The organism is Bradyrhizobium sp. LA2.1 (genome assembly GCF_040547725.1).
GTDB lineage: Bacteria > Pseudomonadota > Alphaproteobacteria > Rhizobiales > Xanthobacteraceae > Bradyrhizobium > Bradyrhizobium barranii.
Genome location: NZ_JBEPQI010000005.1, coordinates 197462 through 212357, shown reverse-complemented (window position 1 = coordinate 212357; position 14896 = coordinate 197462). Strand labels below are relative to the sequence as shown.

The window sequence follows — 14896 nt, the reverse complement described above, 5'->3', positions numbered from 1 at the left end:
CTACCGGCGCGCCTCGTTCAGACGTTCGCTCCACGCCGCAATCTGCGTCTCGATCACGGTCTGGTCGGCGACAACACGGACCTCGAAAGTGTCGGCGGCTTCGTATTCAATCCCGGTTCGCCGGGCCGTCTGGAGCTGCGAGCGCACCAGATCGAGCAATTCGCCCGGGCCGGTGATCTTGAACACCGGCACCGGCGAATTGCCGGTCAGCGCCGCGATCTGCTCGACCAGCGATCCGATCGCCTTGTCACGGAGGGCGTCGGCGAGGAAAGGCAGCAATATCCGCGCAACCGAGCTTGCGATGTTGGTTTCGATCTCGCGGCAGGCCGTCTCGAAGCCGCCTACGATCGTGACCGCCTGCTGGTCGGACCATTTGGCCCGCTCCTCGCCGAGCCGGATCGCGCTGCGGACGCGCTCCTCGGCAACCCTGGCATCGCCTTCCGCGACACCGGCGGCATGGCCGCGACGATAGGCATCTTCGAGAAGATTGACCGACGGAGCTTCCGCCTCGGGCGCCGGAAGCGGCGACTGAAGCTGCGGCTGCGATTGGGCCTGACGCGGCGGCTGGGGCTCGCGCCGCACCTCCATCGGCCTAGTCAGCACATCCTGGATCTTGGGGGGCGGAGGCGGCGGTGGAGACTTGGCCCGCCCATTCGCGTCGAACTGGGTCAGGAGTTTTCCGATAGCCGCGTTCATGCTGCCTCCTCGCGTCGCATCCAGTCTTTAAGGATTGCTGCCGCCTGCATCTGATCGAGCCGGACGATCTGCTCCAGCCGCTTCTGCGGCGTCCGCTGCATCTTGCCTTCGAGATCCTCGACGAGGTTGAGCTCGGGGTCCTGACTGTCGGCCAGTGCAAGTGCTGTTGCAGCTTCGAGCTCGGCGGCCTCGGCCGCCTCGGTCTGCTCCTGCGCTGCGCGATGCGTCAGAATGCCGTTGACCGCGGGGCGAAGGCCGAACCAGACCAGCATCGAGGCAACGGCCAGGATGGTGACCGCATTGATGACGCTGCCGAGCTGCTTGTTGATCATCTCGACAAAGCTGATCGGCGGCACCGGCGCCAGTTCGCGCGAGCCTTCGATGAAGTCGACGGCCGTCACCTGGATCTGGTCGCCGCGCTGCTTGTCCAGTCCGCCTGCCGTCGCCGCGAGCTGGCTGATCTCGGCGAGCTTGCTGTCGACGATCGCCTGGTTGCTCTTGTCGCCGAGATCGGCGACGAGCCGCGCGCGGTTGACCAGCACGGCGATGAAGAGTTTCTTGACCAAATAGCCGTCGCTCACCGTCGTCGTTGTCTTGGACGACACCTCGAAATTGGTGACGTCCTCGCGGCGGGTCTTGTCCTCGCTGGAATTCTTTGTGCCGCCGGAATTCACCTGCTGGTCGGGCAGGTTCTGCTGCACCGTGGTCGGCGTCGAACGGTCCGCATTCTGCGACGATTCCTTCTCGCGCACGTTCCGGACCGAACGCTCGGCGCGGCTCTCCGGGTCGTAGACCGTCTCGTTGGTCTGCCGCTTGTCGGTGGAGAGCTGCGGCGCGACGCTCACCTCGAAATTGTCCAGGCCGAGATATGGCGTCAACGCCTTGCGGATGTTCTCCTGCACCATCCCGCCGACCGTCTTCTGGAGGCTCGCCATCTTGGTCGGCGCTGCGCTCGCTTCGTCCTCTTCGGCCAGCAGCATCGAACCATCGGCATCCAGCACCGTCACCTTGTCCCGGCTCATGCCGGGAATGGCCGCCGCGACGAGGTGGCGGATCGACTGCGCCGTGCGCGCCTCGAGTGCGCCGTCGGTGCGCAGCACGACCGACGCCGAAGGCGGCTGCTGCGTCGCCCGGAACGAGCCGCGTACCGGCATCACGATATGCACCCGCGCCGCCTTGACGCCCTTCATCAGCTGCACGGTGCGCGCGATCTCGCCTTCCAGCGCCCGCAGCTTGGTGACTTCCTGCATGAACGAGGTCAGGCCGAGCGAGCCGATCTTGTCGAACAGCTCGTAGCCGGAATTGGCGCTGGTCGGCAGCCCCTTCTCGGCAAGCAGCATCCGCGCCTGCATGGTCTGGCTCGGGCGCACCGAGACGGCGTCGCCGGCCGTATTGACGTCGAATGTGATATTCTGCTCGCGCAGTGCGGCGCCGATGCGCGTCACGTCTTCGCGATTGAGGCCAGTATAGAGCGTTTCGAACTCAGGCCGGCTCAGATAATAGGCGCCGCCGACAACGGTGACGAGAACGGCAAAGCCGATCAGTCCCAAGGCCATCAGGCGTCGCGGCCCAAGCTCCAGCAGATTGTTGAGCAGTTGCTGTACCTGCGCACGACTGAGCAGCATGTGACCTCGTACCAATGCGAACGTATGGGACACTCCGCTGCCAACCTTGTCTGAAGGTTGCGCGAGGAGGCGAATGTGTCGGTTCGCGGGCGAGGCGTTGCAATTTTACAAGAATCTTGGACGACGCGATCAGGTCGGGAGCAACAAGCGGGCGCATGGCAGCGCGATCGGCTGCGGCGTGCTGCATGACGTCTGGCGTCGGGAGATCTTCCATTACGGGCACATCTTGTGCCGCCACACCCGCCGGTCATGGCGGGGACCGTGCTCCCGGGGGAGCACGGTTGTTTTCAAAGCCGAAGCTTACTTGAACAGCGACAGGATGCTCTGGCTGTTCTGGTTGGCGATCGAGAGCGCCTGAACGCCGAGCTGCTGCTGGGTCTGCAGGGCCTGAAGGCGGGTCGATTCCGCGTTCATGTCGGCGTCGACGAGCTGGCCGACACCGCGGTCCACCGAGTCCATCAGGGTCTTGACGAAGTCCGTGTTGGTCGCGATGCGGTTCTTGACGGCACCGAGATTGGCGGCGGCCGAGGCCACCGTGTTGATCGCGGTCGTGACCTGCGTGATGTAGCTGTCGAGCAGGATCTGGTCGGGCGCCGAGTCGCTCAGTGCACTGATGTTCAGGGTGCTGACCGAGGCTGCGGCCGGGGCGGGCGTCGGGCCACCGGCGGGCGGGGCGACGGTCGTGTCGAGAATGCCGGTCGGAGATGCGCCACCGGTGGTGTAGAGCGCGAAGTTCGCGGTCGTCACCGTGATGGAGCCGATGGTGGGCGTGCCGCCGACGCGAGAGTACGACGACACCAGGTTGAAGGACAACGGCGTGGCCGCGGGACCGGCCGAGGTGTTGATGCTCAGCCAGTTAATGCCGTTGAAGGTCGCGGAGTCGGCCTTGAGCCTCATGTCCTGCTGAATCTGGGTGATGTCAGCCTGGATCTTGGTGCGGTCGATACCGGCGGTCTTGGCTTCGACCAGCAACGCCTGGAGCTTGGTCAGGCCGGAATTCTTGTCACCGATCACCGAGGTCAGAGCGGTGTATTCGGTGTCGACGGTCGCGGCCGACAGACCGAGCGAGTCGGAGACGGCGGAGAGCGCGGCGTTGTCGGAGCGCATCGAGGTCGCGATCGACCAGTAGGCAGCGTTGTCCGAAGCGGTCGAGACGCGCTGACCGGTCGAGATCCGGTTCTGCGTGGTCGCGAGCTGCGAGCTGACATTGCGGAGGGTCTGCAGCGCGGTCATTGCAGACGAGTTGGTGAGCAGACTAGAACTCATTTTTGACGTCCCCTTGAAACGGATTGAAATTTTTTGGGACATACCGGGCTTGCACCGGTACGACAGGGCGGCATCATGCCTTTGGGCGGCGAAATAGCCGGCCCAACCTGTCGTAACGGCGGCGATAGCACGCGAAGTTTGTGCGAGGCTTGTGGCTCCGCGGCGGGCCGGAACACGGCGAGCCAGGTCAAGGCGTCAAGTCGAATTTCCGGGCCGGGATCATGGCGCGCGACGAGCTTGCACCAAAATGGAAAGGCCGCGCTTCGCGAGAAGCGCGGCCTCCCCTGATGGTTTTGACGCTTAGCCGCGGAACAGCGACAGGATGCTCTGGCTGTTCTGGTTGGCGATCGAGAGCGCCTGCACGCCGAGCTGCTGCTGGGTCTGCAGGGCCTGGAGGCGGGTCGATTCCGCATTCATGTCGGCGTCGACGAGCTGGCCGACACCGCGATCCACCGAGTCCATCAGGGTCTTGACGAATTCGGTGTTGGTCGCGATGCGGTTCTTGACGGCACCGAGATTGGCGGCGGCCGAGGCCACCGTGTTGATCGCGGTCGTGACCTGCGCGATGTAGCTGTCGAGCAGGACCTGGTCGGGCGCCGCATCGGTCAGCGCACCGATGTTCATGGTGCTGACCGAGGCCGCGGCGGGAGCGGGCGTCGGGCCGCCGGCGGGCGGGGCGACGGTCGTGTCGAGAATGCCGGTCGGAGATGCGCCACCGGTGGTGTAGAGCGCGAAGTTCGCGGTCGTCACGGTGATGGAGCCGATGGTGGGCGTGCCGCCGACGCGGGAGTACGACGACACCAGGTTGAAGGACGCCGGCGTGGCCGCGGGACCGGCCGAGGTGTTGATGCTCAGCCAGTTAATGCCGTTGAAGGTCGCGGAGTCGGCCTTGAGCTTCATATCCTGCTGGATCTGGGTGATGTCAGCCTGGATCTTGGTGCGGTCGATACCGGCGGTCTTGGCTTCGACCAGCAGCGCCTGGAGCTTGGTCAGGCCGGAGTTCTTGTCGCCGATGACCGAGGTCAGAGCAGTATATTCCGTGTCGACGGTCGCGGCCGACAGACCGAGCGAGTCGGAGACGGCGGAGAGCGCGGCGTTGTCGGAGCGCATCGACGTCGCGATCGACCAGTAGGCAGCGTTGTCCGAAGCGGTCGAGACGCGCTGACCGGTCGAGATCCGGTTCTGCGTGGTCGCGAGCTGCGAGCTGACATTGCGGAGGGTCTGCAGCGCGGTCATTGCAGACGAGTTGGTGAGCAGACTTGAACCCATTTTTGATGTCCCTTTGAAGATTGAACTGTTTTTGGGGACATACCGGGCTTGCACCGGTACGACAGGGCGGCGTCATGCCTTTGGGCGGCGAAATAGCAGGCCCAACCTGTCGTAACGGCGACGATAGCCCGTGAAGCTTGTGCGAGGCTTGTGGCTCTGTGTCCGAGCCGCAACAGGGCAGCCGAAATTACCGCATGTGCGCGGCGTCACGCCAAACGAAAGGGCCGCGCTTCGCGAGAAGCGCGGCCCTCCCCAGATGGTTTAAAGCTTAGCGGAACAGCGACAGGATGCTCTGGCTGCTGTTGTTGGCGATCGAAAGCGCCTGAACGCCGAGCTGCTGCTGGACCTGGAGGGCCGCCAGGCGGGTGGACTCCTGGTTCATGTCGGCGTCGACGAGCTGGCCGACACCGCGATCAACCGAGTCCATCAGCGACTTCACGAAGTCCGTGTTGGTCGAGATGCGGTTCTTGACGGCACCGAGATTGGCGGCGGCCGAGGCCACCGTGTTGATCGCGGTCGTGACCTGCGCGATGTAGCTGTCGAGCAGGACCTGGTCGGGCGCCGCATCGGTCAAGCTACCGATGTTCAGGGTGGCGACCGAGGCTGCGGCCGGGGCGGGCGTCGGGCCACCGGCGGGCGGGGCGACGGTCGTGTCGAGAATGCCGGTCGAAGATGCGCCACCGGTGGTGTAGAGCGCGAAGTTCGCGGTCGTCACCGTGATGGAGCCGATCGTGGGCGTGCCGCCGACGCGGGAGTACGACGACACCAGGTTGAAGGACGCCGGCGTGGCCGCGGGACCGGCCGAGGTGTTGATGCTCAGCCAGTTAATTCCGTTGAAGGTCGCCGCATCAGCGGTGGACTTCATCTGCTGCTGAATCTGGGTGACGTCTGCCTGGATCTTGGTGCGGTCGACACCGGCGGTCTTGGCCTGGACCAGCAGCGACTGAAGCTTGGTCAGGCCGGAGTCCTTGTCGCCGATAACCGTGGTCAGAGCGGTGTACTGCGTGTCGACGGTCGCAGCCGACAGACCGAGCGAGTCGGAGACAGCGGAGAGCGCGGCGTTATCGGCGCGCATCGACGTCGCGATCGACCAGTAGGCGGCGTTGTCCGAAGCGGTGGCCACGCGCTGGCCGGTCGAGATCCGGGTCTGCGTGGTGGAGAGTTGCGAGCCGACAGACCGCAGGGTCTGGAGCGCGGTCATGGCGGTCGAGTTCGTAAGCAGGCTTGACATTGCGAATGTCCCTTTATGTACGCGTTACATTTTTCACGAGGGGACATACCGGACTTTCACCGGTACGGAGGGGCGGCATCATGCCTTTGGACTGATGTGGGTGGGGTCCAACCCGCCGTGCCGCATTGCTAGCACGTCGAATCTTGCGCCGAGATTAAGATCGGCTTGAATTTCGCTGTAATATCATATAGTTAACATTACCCTCTGCTAACCATAGGCCGATACTTCTCGCTAACCATAACCGGCCGGCGATCGCGATCGCTACGAGAACGACCGCACCAGTCCGGAGGCGAGCAGATTCCAGCCGTCGATCAACACGAAGAACAGCATCTTGAACGGCAGCGCGATGATCGTCGGCGGCATCATCATCATCCCCATCGACATGGTCAGCGTCGCCACGATCATGTCGATGACGAGGAACGGCAGGATGATGAGGAATCCGATCTCGAACGAGCGCCTGAGCTCGGAGATCATGAAGGCCGGAATGATGACGCGCATGTCGATGCGCTTGTCGTCGAACTTCTTGCGAAAGCTCTCCGCGGCGAGTGCCTCGAAGGTCTGGAGATCCTTGTCGCGGACATGGGCCAGCATGAACTCGCGGAACGGATCGGTGATCTTCAGATAGGCCTCTTCCTCCGAGATCTCGTTCTTCATCAGCGGCTGGACGCCGGTTTCCCAGGCGCGGTCGAAGGTCGGCGCCATCACGTAGAAGGTCATGAACAGTGCGAGGCTGATCAGCACCAGATTGGCCGGCGTGGTCTGAAGGCCGAGACCGGAGCGCAGGAACGACAGCGCCACCGCAAATCGCGTGAAGCTCGTCACCATGATCAGCAGCCCCGGCGCCACCGACAGCACCGTGATCACCGCCATCAGCTGGATGATGCGGCCGCTGGTCGAGCCGTTGCCGGGCGGCAGCAGCGAGTTGAGGTCCGGAATCTGGGCCAGTGCCACCTCGGGCAGCACGACCAGAACCAACGCGAGCAGCAGGACTCTCACTCTCACTGAATCACCAAGGTCTCAATGATCAATTCGCGGATCTTGCCCGACGAGCGGATATTGGCCCGCTCCGTCAGGTCGTCGCGCAGATGCTGAAGCCCGCGCGATCCCTCGAACTGGCCAACCGATGCCGACCGCAGATAGGTCACGATGTCCTCGCTGATATGGGCGGCCAGGATGCCGGCATCCTCGTCGCTCATGCTATCGGTCACCATGGAGGCTTCGACACGGGCCCAGTTGTTGGCCGGCGCGGCGAGATTGGTCACGATCGGAGACAGCTTTCTCAGCCGTGCGCTGCCGGCGTAGCTCGTGGCAAGGGGCGGCGGCGTGGCGGTCTTCTTCGCGTCGGCGACGCGCTCCGCGGCCGCGAACAGATGCAGGCCGGCAACCGCGCCCGCACCGATCGCGATCAGGGTCAGCACCACAATGGCCGCAATCAGGCGCATCACGTCCCCTGCCCTCGCGGCGCGGCGCGGTCGGCGCGATTCTCAGAATGGTGCCACGGCGTCATAGATCCGATGTCCCCATCCAGGCTGCTGCACGTCAGACAGATTTCCGCGACCGCCATAGGCCACGCGTGCCTCGGCGATCTTCTCGTAGGAGATCGTGTTGGTGCGCGAGATATCGCGCGGACGCACGATGCCGCCGACGTTGAGCACGCGCATCTCGGTATTGACCTTGAACTCCTGCGAGCCGCTGATCATCATATTGCCGTTCGGCAACACGTCGGTGACGATGGCGGCAATCGACAGCTTGATGTCTTCGGTACGATCGATCTGACCGTTCCCCTTGATCTGGGTGTTGGTGTTCAGATTGGCGCTGGTCGAGCCCTTGTCCTGCCATCCGGCGACGTCCATCAGCCAATCCAGCCCGAACTTGATTTGCGAATCGCGCGAACGATCGGTCTTGTTGTCGAGCTTGGCCTTGTCCTGCATCGAGATGATGACGGTCACGACGTCGCCGGTGCGCCGGGCACGGGGATCGCGATAGAGATCCGTGCCGTCGTCCCAGGTCGAGCGATAGCTGACGGGCGTACGCATGCGGGGCGTCACCGGAATCGGATCGGCCTGTGTCCTCAGGCCGGTGCCGACCGGCGACAGTCGCGGACCGGTCAGCACTTCCGCGGGATCGCCGATGCACCCGGTCAGCAACAGGAGCGGCAGGATGAGGATCAGATTCTTCATCTATTTGGTCTTTCCGTCATCCACGCGACGCATTCCGCCGAGCAGATCGGCAAGGTGCGCCGCGCGTGCCGTCTCCATCTCGTTGAAGATCGCGCTCGAGCTCCTCGGACTGAGTTTTGCAAGCACGGCGGCGGCGGTCTCGTCCGCCATCCCGGCGATCTGGGTCGCCGCGGCATCCGGCTTCATGCGCGAATAGATCTCGACGACGCTCGCTTCGGCCTTCTTCAGGAAGTCGTCACGCAGCGCCATCCACTTCTCGTACTCGGCGCGCTTGGCCTCGACCTCGGCGATCCGCTCCCGGAGCTGGGTCTCGGCCTTCTCCAGCTCCCTGAGCTGCCAGGCCAACCGCGCATCGACGGCGGGGTCGGCGACATTGCTGCAGAACAGGGCGACCTCATTGTCCGCAGGTACCGCAGCCTGTGCCGGTGCAGGCTTCGGCGGCGCCGTGACGCTGCCCGGCTTGGCCGGGCGCACGGGCGCGACTGCGGGCGCCGGCGCAGGCTTCTCGGGAGCCGGCACGGCCCCCGTGATTGCGGGTCCGGAATCTTCGGCGGCCCACGCCGTCGCCCGGAACGACGCATTGTCGCCCGGTATCGACGAGGCCGCCGGATACGGCTTCTGCGGTCCGGGCGCGCGGGCACGCGCGAACGACAACAGGTTGAGCGGCTTCGACGGCTTGGCCTCATCCAGCGCCAGAACGGGCGAAGCGCATCCGAACGCGCAGGCCGCGACCAGGAGGAGGAGTTTGGCTTTGTGATCCAGCTTCAGCATCGGGCCGCGTGCGATTCTCGGTCGAGACCTGAGCATTGAGCGACCAAGCTTGCACGACGCTTGTGCATCATTGCACGATGACGTCGGCCTGGAGTGCGCCGGCCGTTTTGATCGCCTGGAGGATCGCGATGATGCCCGACGGCTTCAGGCCGATCTGGTTCAGCCCGCGCACCAGGCGCTGGAGGTCGACGCCGCTCAGGATCGCCACCTGCGATCCGGCCTCGTTGGCCTCGACCACCGTCTGGGGAACGACCACGGTCTGCCCTCGCGAGAACGGCGCCGGCTGCGACACCACGGGAAGCTCGGTGACACGGACCGTCAGGTTGCCATGCGTCACGGCGACGGTCGATATGCGCACGTCGCGCCCGATCACCACCGTACCGGTCCGCTCGTTGATCACCACTCGCGCCGGCGTGTCCGGCTCGACCGTCAGCTCGCCGATTTCGGCGAGGAAGCGGACGGGGCCGATATGACGCGGCTTCGACAGCACGATGGTGCGGTAGTCGCGCTCGAAGGCGATCTGCGCGCGGTAGCGGCCACCGGCGTAACCGTTGATGGCGTCGAGAATGCGTGTCGCGGTGACGAAATCAGGGTTCTTGAGCTCCAGCACCAGGAACTCCATCTCGTGGAGGCTTCCCTGCACCTCGCGCTCGACCAGCGCACCGTTCGGGATGCGGCCCGCCGTCGGCGTGCCCTGACTGACGTTCTGCGCCTGCCCTCCCACACTGTAACCGGCGACCGTGACCGCGCCTTGCGCCACCGCATAGACCGCGCCGTCCGCCGCCCGCAGCGACGTCATCACCAGCGTGCCGCCGAGCAGCGAGGTCGCATCGCCGAGCGACGATACGGTCACGTCCATGCGCTCGCCCGCTCCGATCGAGGGCGCCAAATCCGCGGTCACCATAACGGCTGCGACGTTGCGTGTGCGCAGCGTCGTCGGACGCGGGGGATTATTGGTGCTCGTGGTCTCGTTCCTGACGTTGATGCCCATGTTCTCGAGCATCGATTGCAGGGACTGCTCCGTGAACGGAGCGTTGCGGAGCGTGTCGCCGGTGCCGTTCAGGCCGATGACGAGGCCGTAACCGACGATCTGGTTTTCGCGCAATCCCTTGATGTCCGCGATGTCCTTGATGCGGACAGCCGCCTGGGCGCTGGCGGCGGAAACGAGCAGGACGAGCGCAAGCAGGAATCTGGTCATGATCCATCCACGACCTTGACGGTGCCGTCCGGCTGGACGACGCCTCTGATGATCACGCCGGTGTCGGTGTTTCGCACCGGGATGAGCGCGCCGGTCGCGCCCGACTGCATCGCCGCGCCGTAAGTGACGATCGACAGGCCGCTGTCTTCCACTACCACCTTGACCATGGCGCCGCGGGCAATGGTCCAGGGATCCTCCACCGAATTGGTCGGAATCGGCTGACCCGGCAGCAGAGCGCGCCGCGCCATGCGTCCGACCAGGATCTGGCGTCCTTCGATGAACATGGCAACGCCGAGCACATTCGGCGCGAAGGCGCGTTCCGTGATCATGTCGTCCCGGATCAGCTCGCCGGCGCGGATCGACACGGCCGGCACGGGAAGCCGCTTCTCCTCGGCCGCAGCGAGGCGCGCCGAGACGAGAACCAGCAGCACGGCGGCCAACCCGCGCACCATCAAGCCCACCCTGTTCGACATCGAGAACACCGGAACTAGCGCATGCCCTTCGAGACCGTCTGGGCCATTTCATCCGAGGCCTGGATGACCTTGGCGTTCATTTCGTAGGCGCGCTGCGCCGAGATCAACTCGGTGATTTCCTTCACCGGATCGACGTTCGAGGCTTCGAGATATTGCTGATTGATCTTGCCGTATCCGGAATCGCCCGGCAGCCCGACGACCGGCGTGCCGGACGCCGTGGTCTCGCGATAGAGGTTGCTGCCGAGCGGCTCGAGGCCCGCTTCGTTGGCGAAATTGGCGAGGTTGAGCTGGCCGATCTGCCGCGGGTTCACTTCCGTATCCAGCTTGGCAAACACCTGTCCGGTCTGGTTGACGACGACCTGAACCGTTCCCTGCGGTATCGTGATTGCGGGATCCAGCAGATAGCCGTCGGTGGTGACGAGCTGGCCGTTGGCGTTGGGGCTGAACGAGCCGGCGCGCGTGTATTGCACCTCGTTGTTCGGGCCGAGCACCTGAAACCAGCCGCGACCGTTGATCGCGAGGTCGTAGGGGTTGCCGGTCTGCGTGAGCGCGCCCTGGATGTGCAGCTTGCGGATGGCCGTCGACTTGACGCCGAGACCGAGATTGGAGCCTTCCGGGATCGGCGAGGAGCCATTGACGTTCGCGACGCCCTGCATGCGGTCCATCTGGTAGAACAGATCGGTGAATTCCGCGCGCGCACGCTTGTACGACGTCGAATTGATGTTGGCGATGTTGTTCGCGATGACTTCGATGTTGGTCTGCTGGGCGTTCATGCCCGTGGCCGCAATGGCGAGCGATTTCACAGCTTCATTCCCTCAGATCAAATCGACATCCGGACGACTTCTTGGTAGGCCTGCACGACCTTGTCGCGAACCGCGACCGCGGTCTGCAAGGCCTGCTCGGCCGACATCAGCGCCTCCACGACCTTCCGGGTCGATTCCTTACCCTGCATCGCCGAGATCGACGCCGCTTCGCCCGCCTTCAGCGTCCCGATCGCGTCCGTCGTCACCTGCTTCATCACCGATTCGAATCCGACATCGTCGGTGGACTGAATGGCGGTCGGCGCCGCCGGCGCGATGGCCTGCGTCTCGGTCGCGCGGCTCGCCGCTTGCCCGGCGGAAATCGCGGTGGATGAAATTGCCTCAAGCATTGTCAGCTCCTCAGCAGGTCGATGGTCATGCCCAGCATCGACCGCACCTGTTTCACGACCTGGAGATTGGCTTCATAGGACCGGTTGACTTCCCGCATGTCGGCCATCTCGATCATCATGTTGACGTTCGGCAGCTTGACGTAACCGGCCTTGTCGGCGGCGGGATGTCCCGGCTCGTACTCCACGCGATACGGCGTGGTGTCGACCCCGATCTCCTTGACCTTCGCAAGCTGCGCGCCCGAGGCGCGGTCCATGGCGGCATCGAAAGTGATGGTCTTGCGCTGATACGGATCGGCGCCGGCCGTGCGCCCCGTCGAGGTCGCATTGGCAAGGTTTTCCGAAACGATGCGCATGCGCGTCGACTGCGCTTCGAGCCCGGAGCTCGCGACCGTCAATGACGCTTGCAGTGAGTCCAGCATGTCAATTCACCTCAGCTCTTCGCGCTCGACAGCAGCATGCGGTGGAACGACCGCACGACCGCCGAGTTCATCGAGTAGTCGCGACTGACGTCGCTGCCCTTGATCATTTCCTGCTCGAGGCTGACGGAGTTGCCGGAGTGAACCACTTCCCAGCTGTCCTTCTTCGCGGTCTTCCGCGTATCGGTCTCGGCCGCGGACAATTGCATGTGCGAGGGCGACGTCGTCGCGAGCCTGACCGGCGTGGCGTCGAGCACCTTGTTGAAGGGCTCGACGTCGCGCGCCTTGAAGCCCGGCGTATTGGCGTTGGCGACGTTGGTCGCAATGGTCGACTGGCGGAGCTCGAGGTACCGCGCCTGCGACGATGCGAGTTCGAAGAGATAAAGCGGTCCCACGACGGCCCCATGCTGATTTCTTAAGATTAAGTTTAGGGCCGCAAGCTTTCGTCAGGCTGATGCAGCCGACGCTATGCTCGGAAATCTACTGAACCTTCTCGGTCCGCGGCGCCTGCTTGGACTGCAGGAAGTAGATGATCTCGGCGACCGGCCGGAAGAATTCCGCCGGAATCACCTGATCGACCTGAACCGCCTCATAGAGCGCGCGCGCCAGCGCCTTGTTCTCGATCACCGGGATCCGGTTCTGCTCCGCGACTTCGCGGATCTTGAGCGCGATCACGTCCATGCCCTTGGCGACAACCATGGGCGCTGCGTTTTCCTCGCGCTTGTAGCGTAGGGCGATCGCGAAGTGCGTCGGGTTGGCGATCACCAGCGTCGCACGCGAGGCGGACGCGATCATGCGTTGGCGCGAACGGTCGCGCGCCAGCGAGCGCAGGCGCGCCTTGATCAGGGGATCGCCTTCCGCCTGCTTGTGTTCGTCCTTGATCTCCTGCTTGGTCATGCGCAGCTCGCGCCGCCAGTGGAAGCGCGCCCAGGCGAGATCGATCGCGACCAGGACGATGGTGGCGATGCAGATCGCCGAGACGATCCGCATCGCGATGTTGAGAATCATCTCCGGCAGCGCGACCGGATCCGTGTACATCGCCTCGAACGCCCTGGCTTCGGACGAGCGCAGCACGAACACGACGACGACCGTCACCGAGACGAGCTTGAACAGCGACTTGGCGAATTCGACGAGGCCCTGCGTTCCGAACAGCCGGCTCCAGCCGCTGATCGGGGAGATTCGCGACAGCTGCGGCTTGATGCGCTCCAGCACCAGGCGCGGCGCATTCTGCAGCAACGATGCGGCGAGGCCGAACACCGCCAGAATGACGACCAGCGGCACCAGGAATCGCAGCGCCTCGAGCCCCACCACCGTGAGCAGGTTGCGCGCGTCCGCGCCGTTGCTGAGAGGGAAGCCTTCGGGATCGTCGAGCAGGCTCTTCAGCGTCGGCGTCAATTGCTGTACGCCCTGGCCGATCAGGAACGCCTGGATCACCATCAGCGCGGCCATCGAGGCAAAGATAGAAGCCTCCCGAGAGACCGGGATTTTGCCCTGTTCGAGCGAATCGCGGACTTTCTTCTCGGTCGGCTCTTCTGTCTTGCTCTCCTGATCGGATGTTTCTGCCATGCCCGTTCAGCGGTCAGCGGAAGACCAGCTCATCCTCCTGCTCGGGGTTGAGCTCGATTTCGCCCTTTTCCGCCAGGTCGAGTGCGAGGTCGGTGATGACGCGGCGCGCCTCCAGCACGTCGCGCTGGTTCGACGGCTCGCCGATGGCGAGTTCGTGCTCGACGACGCGGCGGACGCGCGAGGCAACGGAGGACAGGATGAGTTCGCGGAAATGCTTGTCGGTGCCCTTCAGCGCGATAACGATGCGATCGGTCGGCACCTGGTCGAAGATCATGGTGCGCGCCTTCGGGGTCAAATTGACCACGTCGTCGAAGGTGAACAGCAGTTCCTTCAGAACTTCGGCCGACTTCGGACGCTTCTCCGACAAGCTCTTCAGCATGTCCTCGATATGGCCGCGCTCCATCTTGTTGATGATGTCCGCGACGCGTGCGTAGGTGTCGGCACCGAGGTTGCGGGCGAAATTGAGCGTCAGGTCCTCGTGCAAGGTCTTCTCGAGGACTTTCATGGCGTCGTCGACGATCGGCTTGAGGCTGAGGACGCGCCGCATCAGCTCATTGCGCAGGCTCGACGGCAGCTGACTCATCACCTTGGCGGCGCAGGACGGCTTGACCTTGGACAGGATCAGCGCCGCTGTTTGCGGATGCTCCTTGGAGAGGTACGTCGCCAGCGAGTTTTCCGACACCGACGAGACGCGGTCCCACACCGACCGGCTCGAATTGCCGAGCAGGTCCGACATGATTGCCGAGACCTGGTCGGCCGGCAGCACATCGCCGAGCACAGCTTCGAGACCGCCGATGGTGCCGAGAATGTTAGCGCCCATCGAGAATTGCTGGGCGAACTCCTCGACGATCGACTCGAGTTCCTGCGCGGTGATCGGCCGCAGCTCGGCCGCGGCCTTGGTGACGATGCGGATATCCTGCGGCTCGAACTGCGAGAGCACGCTCGCGGCCGCCTGCCGGCCCATGGCCAGCAGGAGTGCCGCGACCTTTTCCGTTCCGCCCAGCGTGGCAACGCCTCGCTGCTTGATAGGAGCGACGCCGACCTGTGCCGCCATG

17 protein-coding genes are annotated in these 14896 nt (G+C 64.3%); all 17 read right to left on the bottom strand.

Annotated elements, in window-relative coordinates; translation table 11 throughout:
* Nucleotides 1-696, bottom strand: coding sequence for a hypothetical protein (locus tag ABIB95_RS11385; RefSeq protein ID WP_354239356.1), 696 nt, complete (start codon nt 694-696; stop codon nt 1-3).
* Nucleotides 693-2321, bottom strand: a complete 1629-nt coding sequence (gene fliF, locus ABIB95_RS11380) for a flagellar basal-body MS-ring/collar protein FliF (RefSeq protein WP_354239354.1) — start codon at nt 2319-2321, stop codon at nt 693-695. The genes ABIB95_RS11385 and fliF overlap by 4 nt, the downstream gene beginning before the upstream one ends.
* A gap of 300 nt (nt 2322-2621) precedes the next feature.
* Nucleotides 2622-3587, bottom strand: a complete 966-nt coding sequence (locus tag ABIB95_RS11375; protein ID WP_354239352.1) for a flagellin N-terminal helical domain-containing protein — start codon at nt 3585-3587, stop codon at nt 2622-2624.
* 300 nt (nt 3588-3887) lie between these two features.
* The gene (locus tag ABIB95_RS11370) at nt 3888-4856 is read right to left on the bottom strand and encodes a flagellin N-terminal helical domain-containing protein (protein WP_354239350.1); all 969 of its coding nucleotides are present in this window, start codon (nt 4854-4856) and stop codon (nt 3888-3890) included.
* A gap of 268 nt (nt 4857-5124) precedes the next feature.
* Nucleotides 5125-6087, bottom strand: coding sequence for a flagellin N-terminal helical domain-containing protein (locus ABIB95_RS11365; protein WP_354239348.1), 963 nt, complete (start codon nt 6085-6087; stop codon nt 5125-5127).
* 261 nt (nt 6088-6348) lie between these two features.
* On the bottom strand, nt 6349-7089 hold the full coding sequence (fliP, locus tag ABIB95_RS11360; RefSeq protein ID WP_354239346.1) for a flagellar type III secretion system pore protein FliP: 741 nt from the start codon (nt 7087-7089) through the stop codon (nt 6349-6351).
* Nucleotides 7086-7529, bottom strand: coding sequence for a flagellar basal body-associated FliL family protein (locus ABIB95_RS11355; RefSeq protein WP_014492666.1), 444 nt, complete (start codon nt 7527-7529; stop codon nt 7086-7088). Before ABIB95_RS11355 ends, fliP begins: the two co-directional genes overlap by 4 nt.
* A 42-nt stretch (nt 7530-7571) precedes the next feature.
* Nucleotides 7572-8267: a flagellar basal body L-ring protein FlgH gene (gene flgH / locus ABIB95_RS11350; protein WP_354239344.1), complete on the bottom strand. Its 696-nt coding sequence runs from the start codon at nt 8265-8267 to the stop codon at nt 7572-7574.
* On the bottom strand, nt 8268-9038 hold the full coding sequence (locus tag ABIB95_RS11345) for a MotE family protein (protein WP_071909953.1): 771 nt from the start codon (nt 9036-9038) through the stop codon (nt 8268-8270). It abuts the gene before it with no gap.
* A gap of 67 nt (nt 9039-9105) precedes the next feature.
* Complete coding sequence (flgI, locus tag ABIB95_RS11340) at nt 9106-10236, bottom strand: flagellar basal body P-ring protein FlgI (protein ID WP_135216095.1); 1131 nt, start codon at nt 10234-10236, stop codon at nt 9106-9108.
* On the bottom strand, nt 10233-10688 hold the full coding sequence (gene flgA / locus ABIB95_RS11335; RefSeq protein ID WP_063986113.1) for a flagellar basal body P-ring formation chaperone FlgA: 456 nt from the start codon (nt 10686-10688) through the stop codon (nt 10233-10235). The genes flgI and flgA overlap by 4 nt, the downstream gene beginning before the upstream one ends.
* Before the next feature lie 35 nt (nt 10689-10723).
* Nucleotides 10724-11512 (bottom strand): flagellar basal-body rod protein FlgG, encoded by a 789-nt coding sequence (gene flgG, locus ABIB95_RS11330; RefSeq protein ID WP_063981298.1) that lies wholly within the window; start codon nt 11510-11512, stop codon nt 10724-10726.
* Nucleotides 11513-11529: 17 nt separating this feature from the next.
* A complete protein-coding gene (gene fliE, locus ABIB95_RS11325) occupies nt 11530-11859 on the bottom strand; it encodes a flagellar hook-basal body complex protein FliE (protein ID WP_014492660.1) in 330 nt (109 codons plus the stop codon).
* Nucleotides 11860-11861: 2 nt separating this feature from the next.
* Nucleotides 11862-12278 carry a flagellar basal body rod protein FlgC gene (gene flgC / locus ABIB95_RS11320; protein WP_014492659.1) on the bottom strand — a complete coding sequence of 139 codons (417 nt, stop codon included), beginning with the start codon at nt 12276-12278 and terminating at the stop codon, nt 11862-11864.
* Nucleotides 12279-12289: 11 nt separating this feature from the next.
* Complete coding sequence (gene flgB / locus ABIB95_RS11315) at nt 12290-12670, bottom strand: flagellar basal body rod protein FlgB (RefSeq protein ID WP_014492658.1); 381 nt, start codon at nt 12668-12670, stop codon at nt 12290-12292.
* An 85-nt stretch (nt 12671-12755) separates the two neighbouring features.
* Nucleotides 12756-13841, bottom strand: coding sequence for a flagellar biosynthesis protein FlhB (gene flhB / locus ABIB95_RS11310; RefSeq protein ID WP_014492657.1), 1086 nt, complete (start codon nt 13839-13841; stop codon nt 12756-12758).
* Nucleotides 13842-13854: 13 nt separating this feature from the next.
* On the bottom strand, nt 13855-14895 hold the full coding sequence (locus tag ABIB95_RS11305) for a flagellar motor switch protein FliG (RefSeq protein ID WP_014492656.1): 1041 nt from the start codon (nt 14893-14895) through the stop codon (nt 13855-13857).
* Nucleotide 14896: the final 1 nt, after the last annotated feature.

What these genes read in the sequence shown, in the direction of transcription:
- flgC (WP_014492659.1), bottom strand. Translation starts at nt 12,278, where the DNA reads ATGCTGGACTCACTGCAAGCGTCATTGACGGTCGCGAGCTCCGGGCTC.
- fliE (WP_014492660.1), bottom strand. Translation starts at nt 11,859, where the DNA reads ATGCTTGAGGCAATTTCATCCACCGCGATTTCCGCCGGGCAAGCGGCG.
- ABIB95_RS11305 (WP_014492656.1), bottom strand. Translation starts at nt 14,895, where the DNA reads ATGGCGGCACAGGTCGGCGTCGCTCCTATCAAGCAGCGAGGCGTTGCC.
- ABIB95_RS11365 (WP_354239348.1), bottom strand. Translation starts at nt 6,087, where the DNA reads ATGTCAAGCCTGCTTACGAACTCGACCGCCATGACCGCGCTCCAGACC.
- flgA (WP_063986113.1), bottom strand. Translation starts at nt 10,688, where the DNA reads ATGGTGCGCGGGTTGGCCGCCGTGCTGCTGGTTCTCGTCTCGGCGCGC.
- flgH (WP_354239344.1), bottom strand. Translation starts at nt 8,267, where the DNA reads ATGAAGAATCTGATCCTCATCCTGCCGCTCCTGTTGCTGACCGGGTGC.
- fliF (WP_354239354.1), bottom strand. Translation starts at nt 2,321, where the DNA reads ATGCTGCTCAGTCGTGCGCAGGTACAGCAACTGCTCAACAATCTGCTG.
- ABIB95_RS11345 (WP_071909953.1), bottom strand. Translation starts at nt 9,038, where the DNA reads ATGCTGAAGCTGGATCACAAAGCCAAACTCCTCCTCCTGGTCGCGGCC.
- ABIB95_RS11385 (WP_354239356.1), bottom strand. Translation starts at nt 696, where the DNA reads ATGAACGCGGCTATCGGAAAACTCCTGACCCAGTTCGACGCGAATGGG.
- ABIB95_RS11370 (WP_354239350.1), bottom strand. Translation starts at nt 4,856, where the DNA reads ATGGGTTCAAGTCTGCTCACCAACTCGTCTGCAATGACCGCGCTGCAG.
- ABIB95_RS11355 (WP_014492666.1), bottom strand. Translation starts at nt 7,529, where the DNA reads ATGCGCCTGATTGCGGCCATTGTGGTGCTGACCCTGATCGCGATCGGT.
- flhB (WP_014492657.1), bottom strand. Translation starts at nt 13,841, where the DNA reads ATGGCAGAAACATCCGATCAGGAGAGCAAGACAGAAGAGCCGACCGAG.
- flgI (WP_135216095.1), bottom strand. Translation starts at nt 10,236, where the DNA reads ATGACCAGATTCCTGCTTGCGCTCGTCCTGCTCGTTTCCGCCGCCAGC.
- ABIB95_RS11375 (WP_354239352.1), bottom strand. Translation starts at nt 3,587, where the DNA reads ATGAGTTCTAGTCTGCTCACCAACTCGTCTGCAATGACCGCGCTGCAG.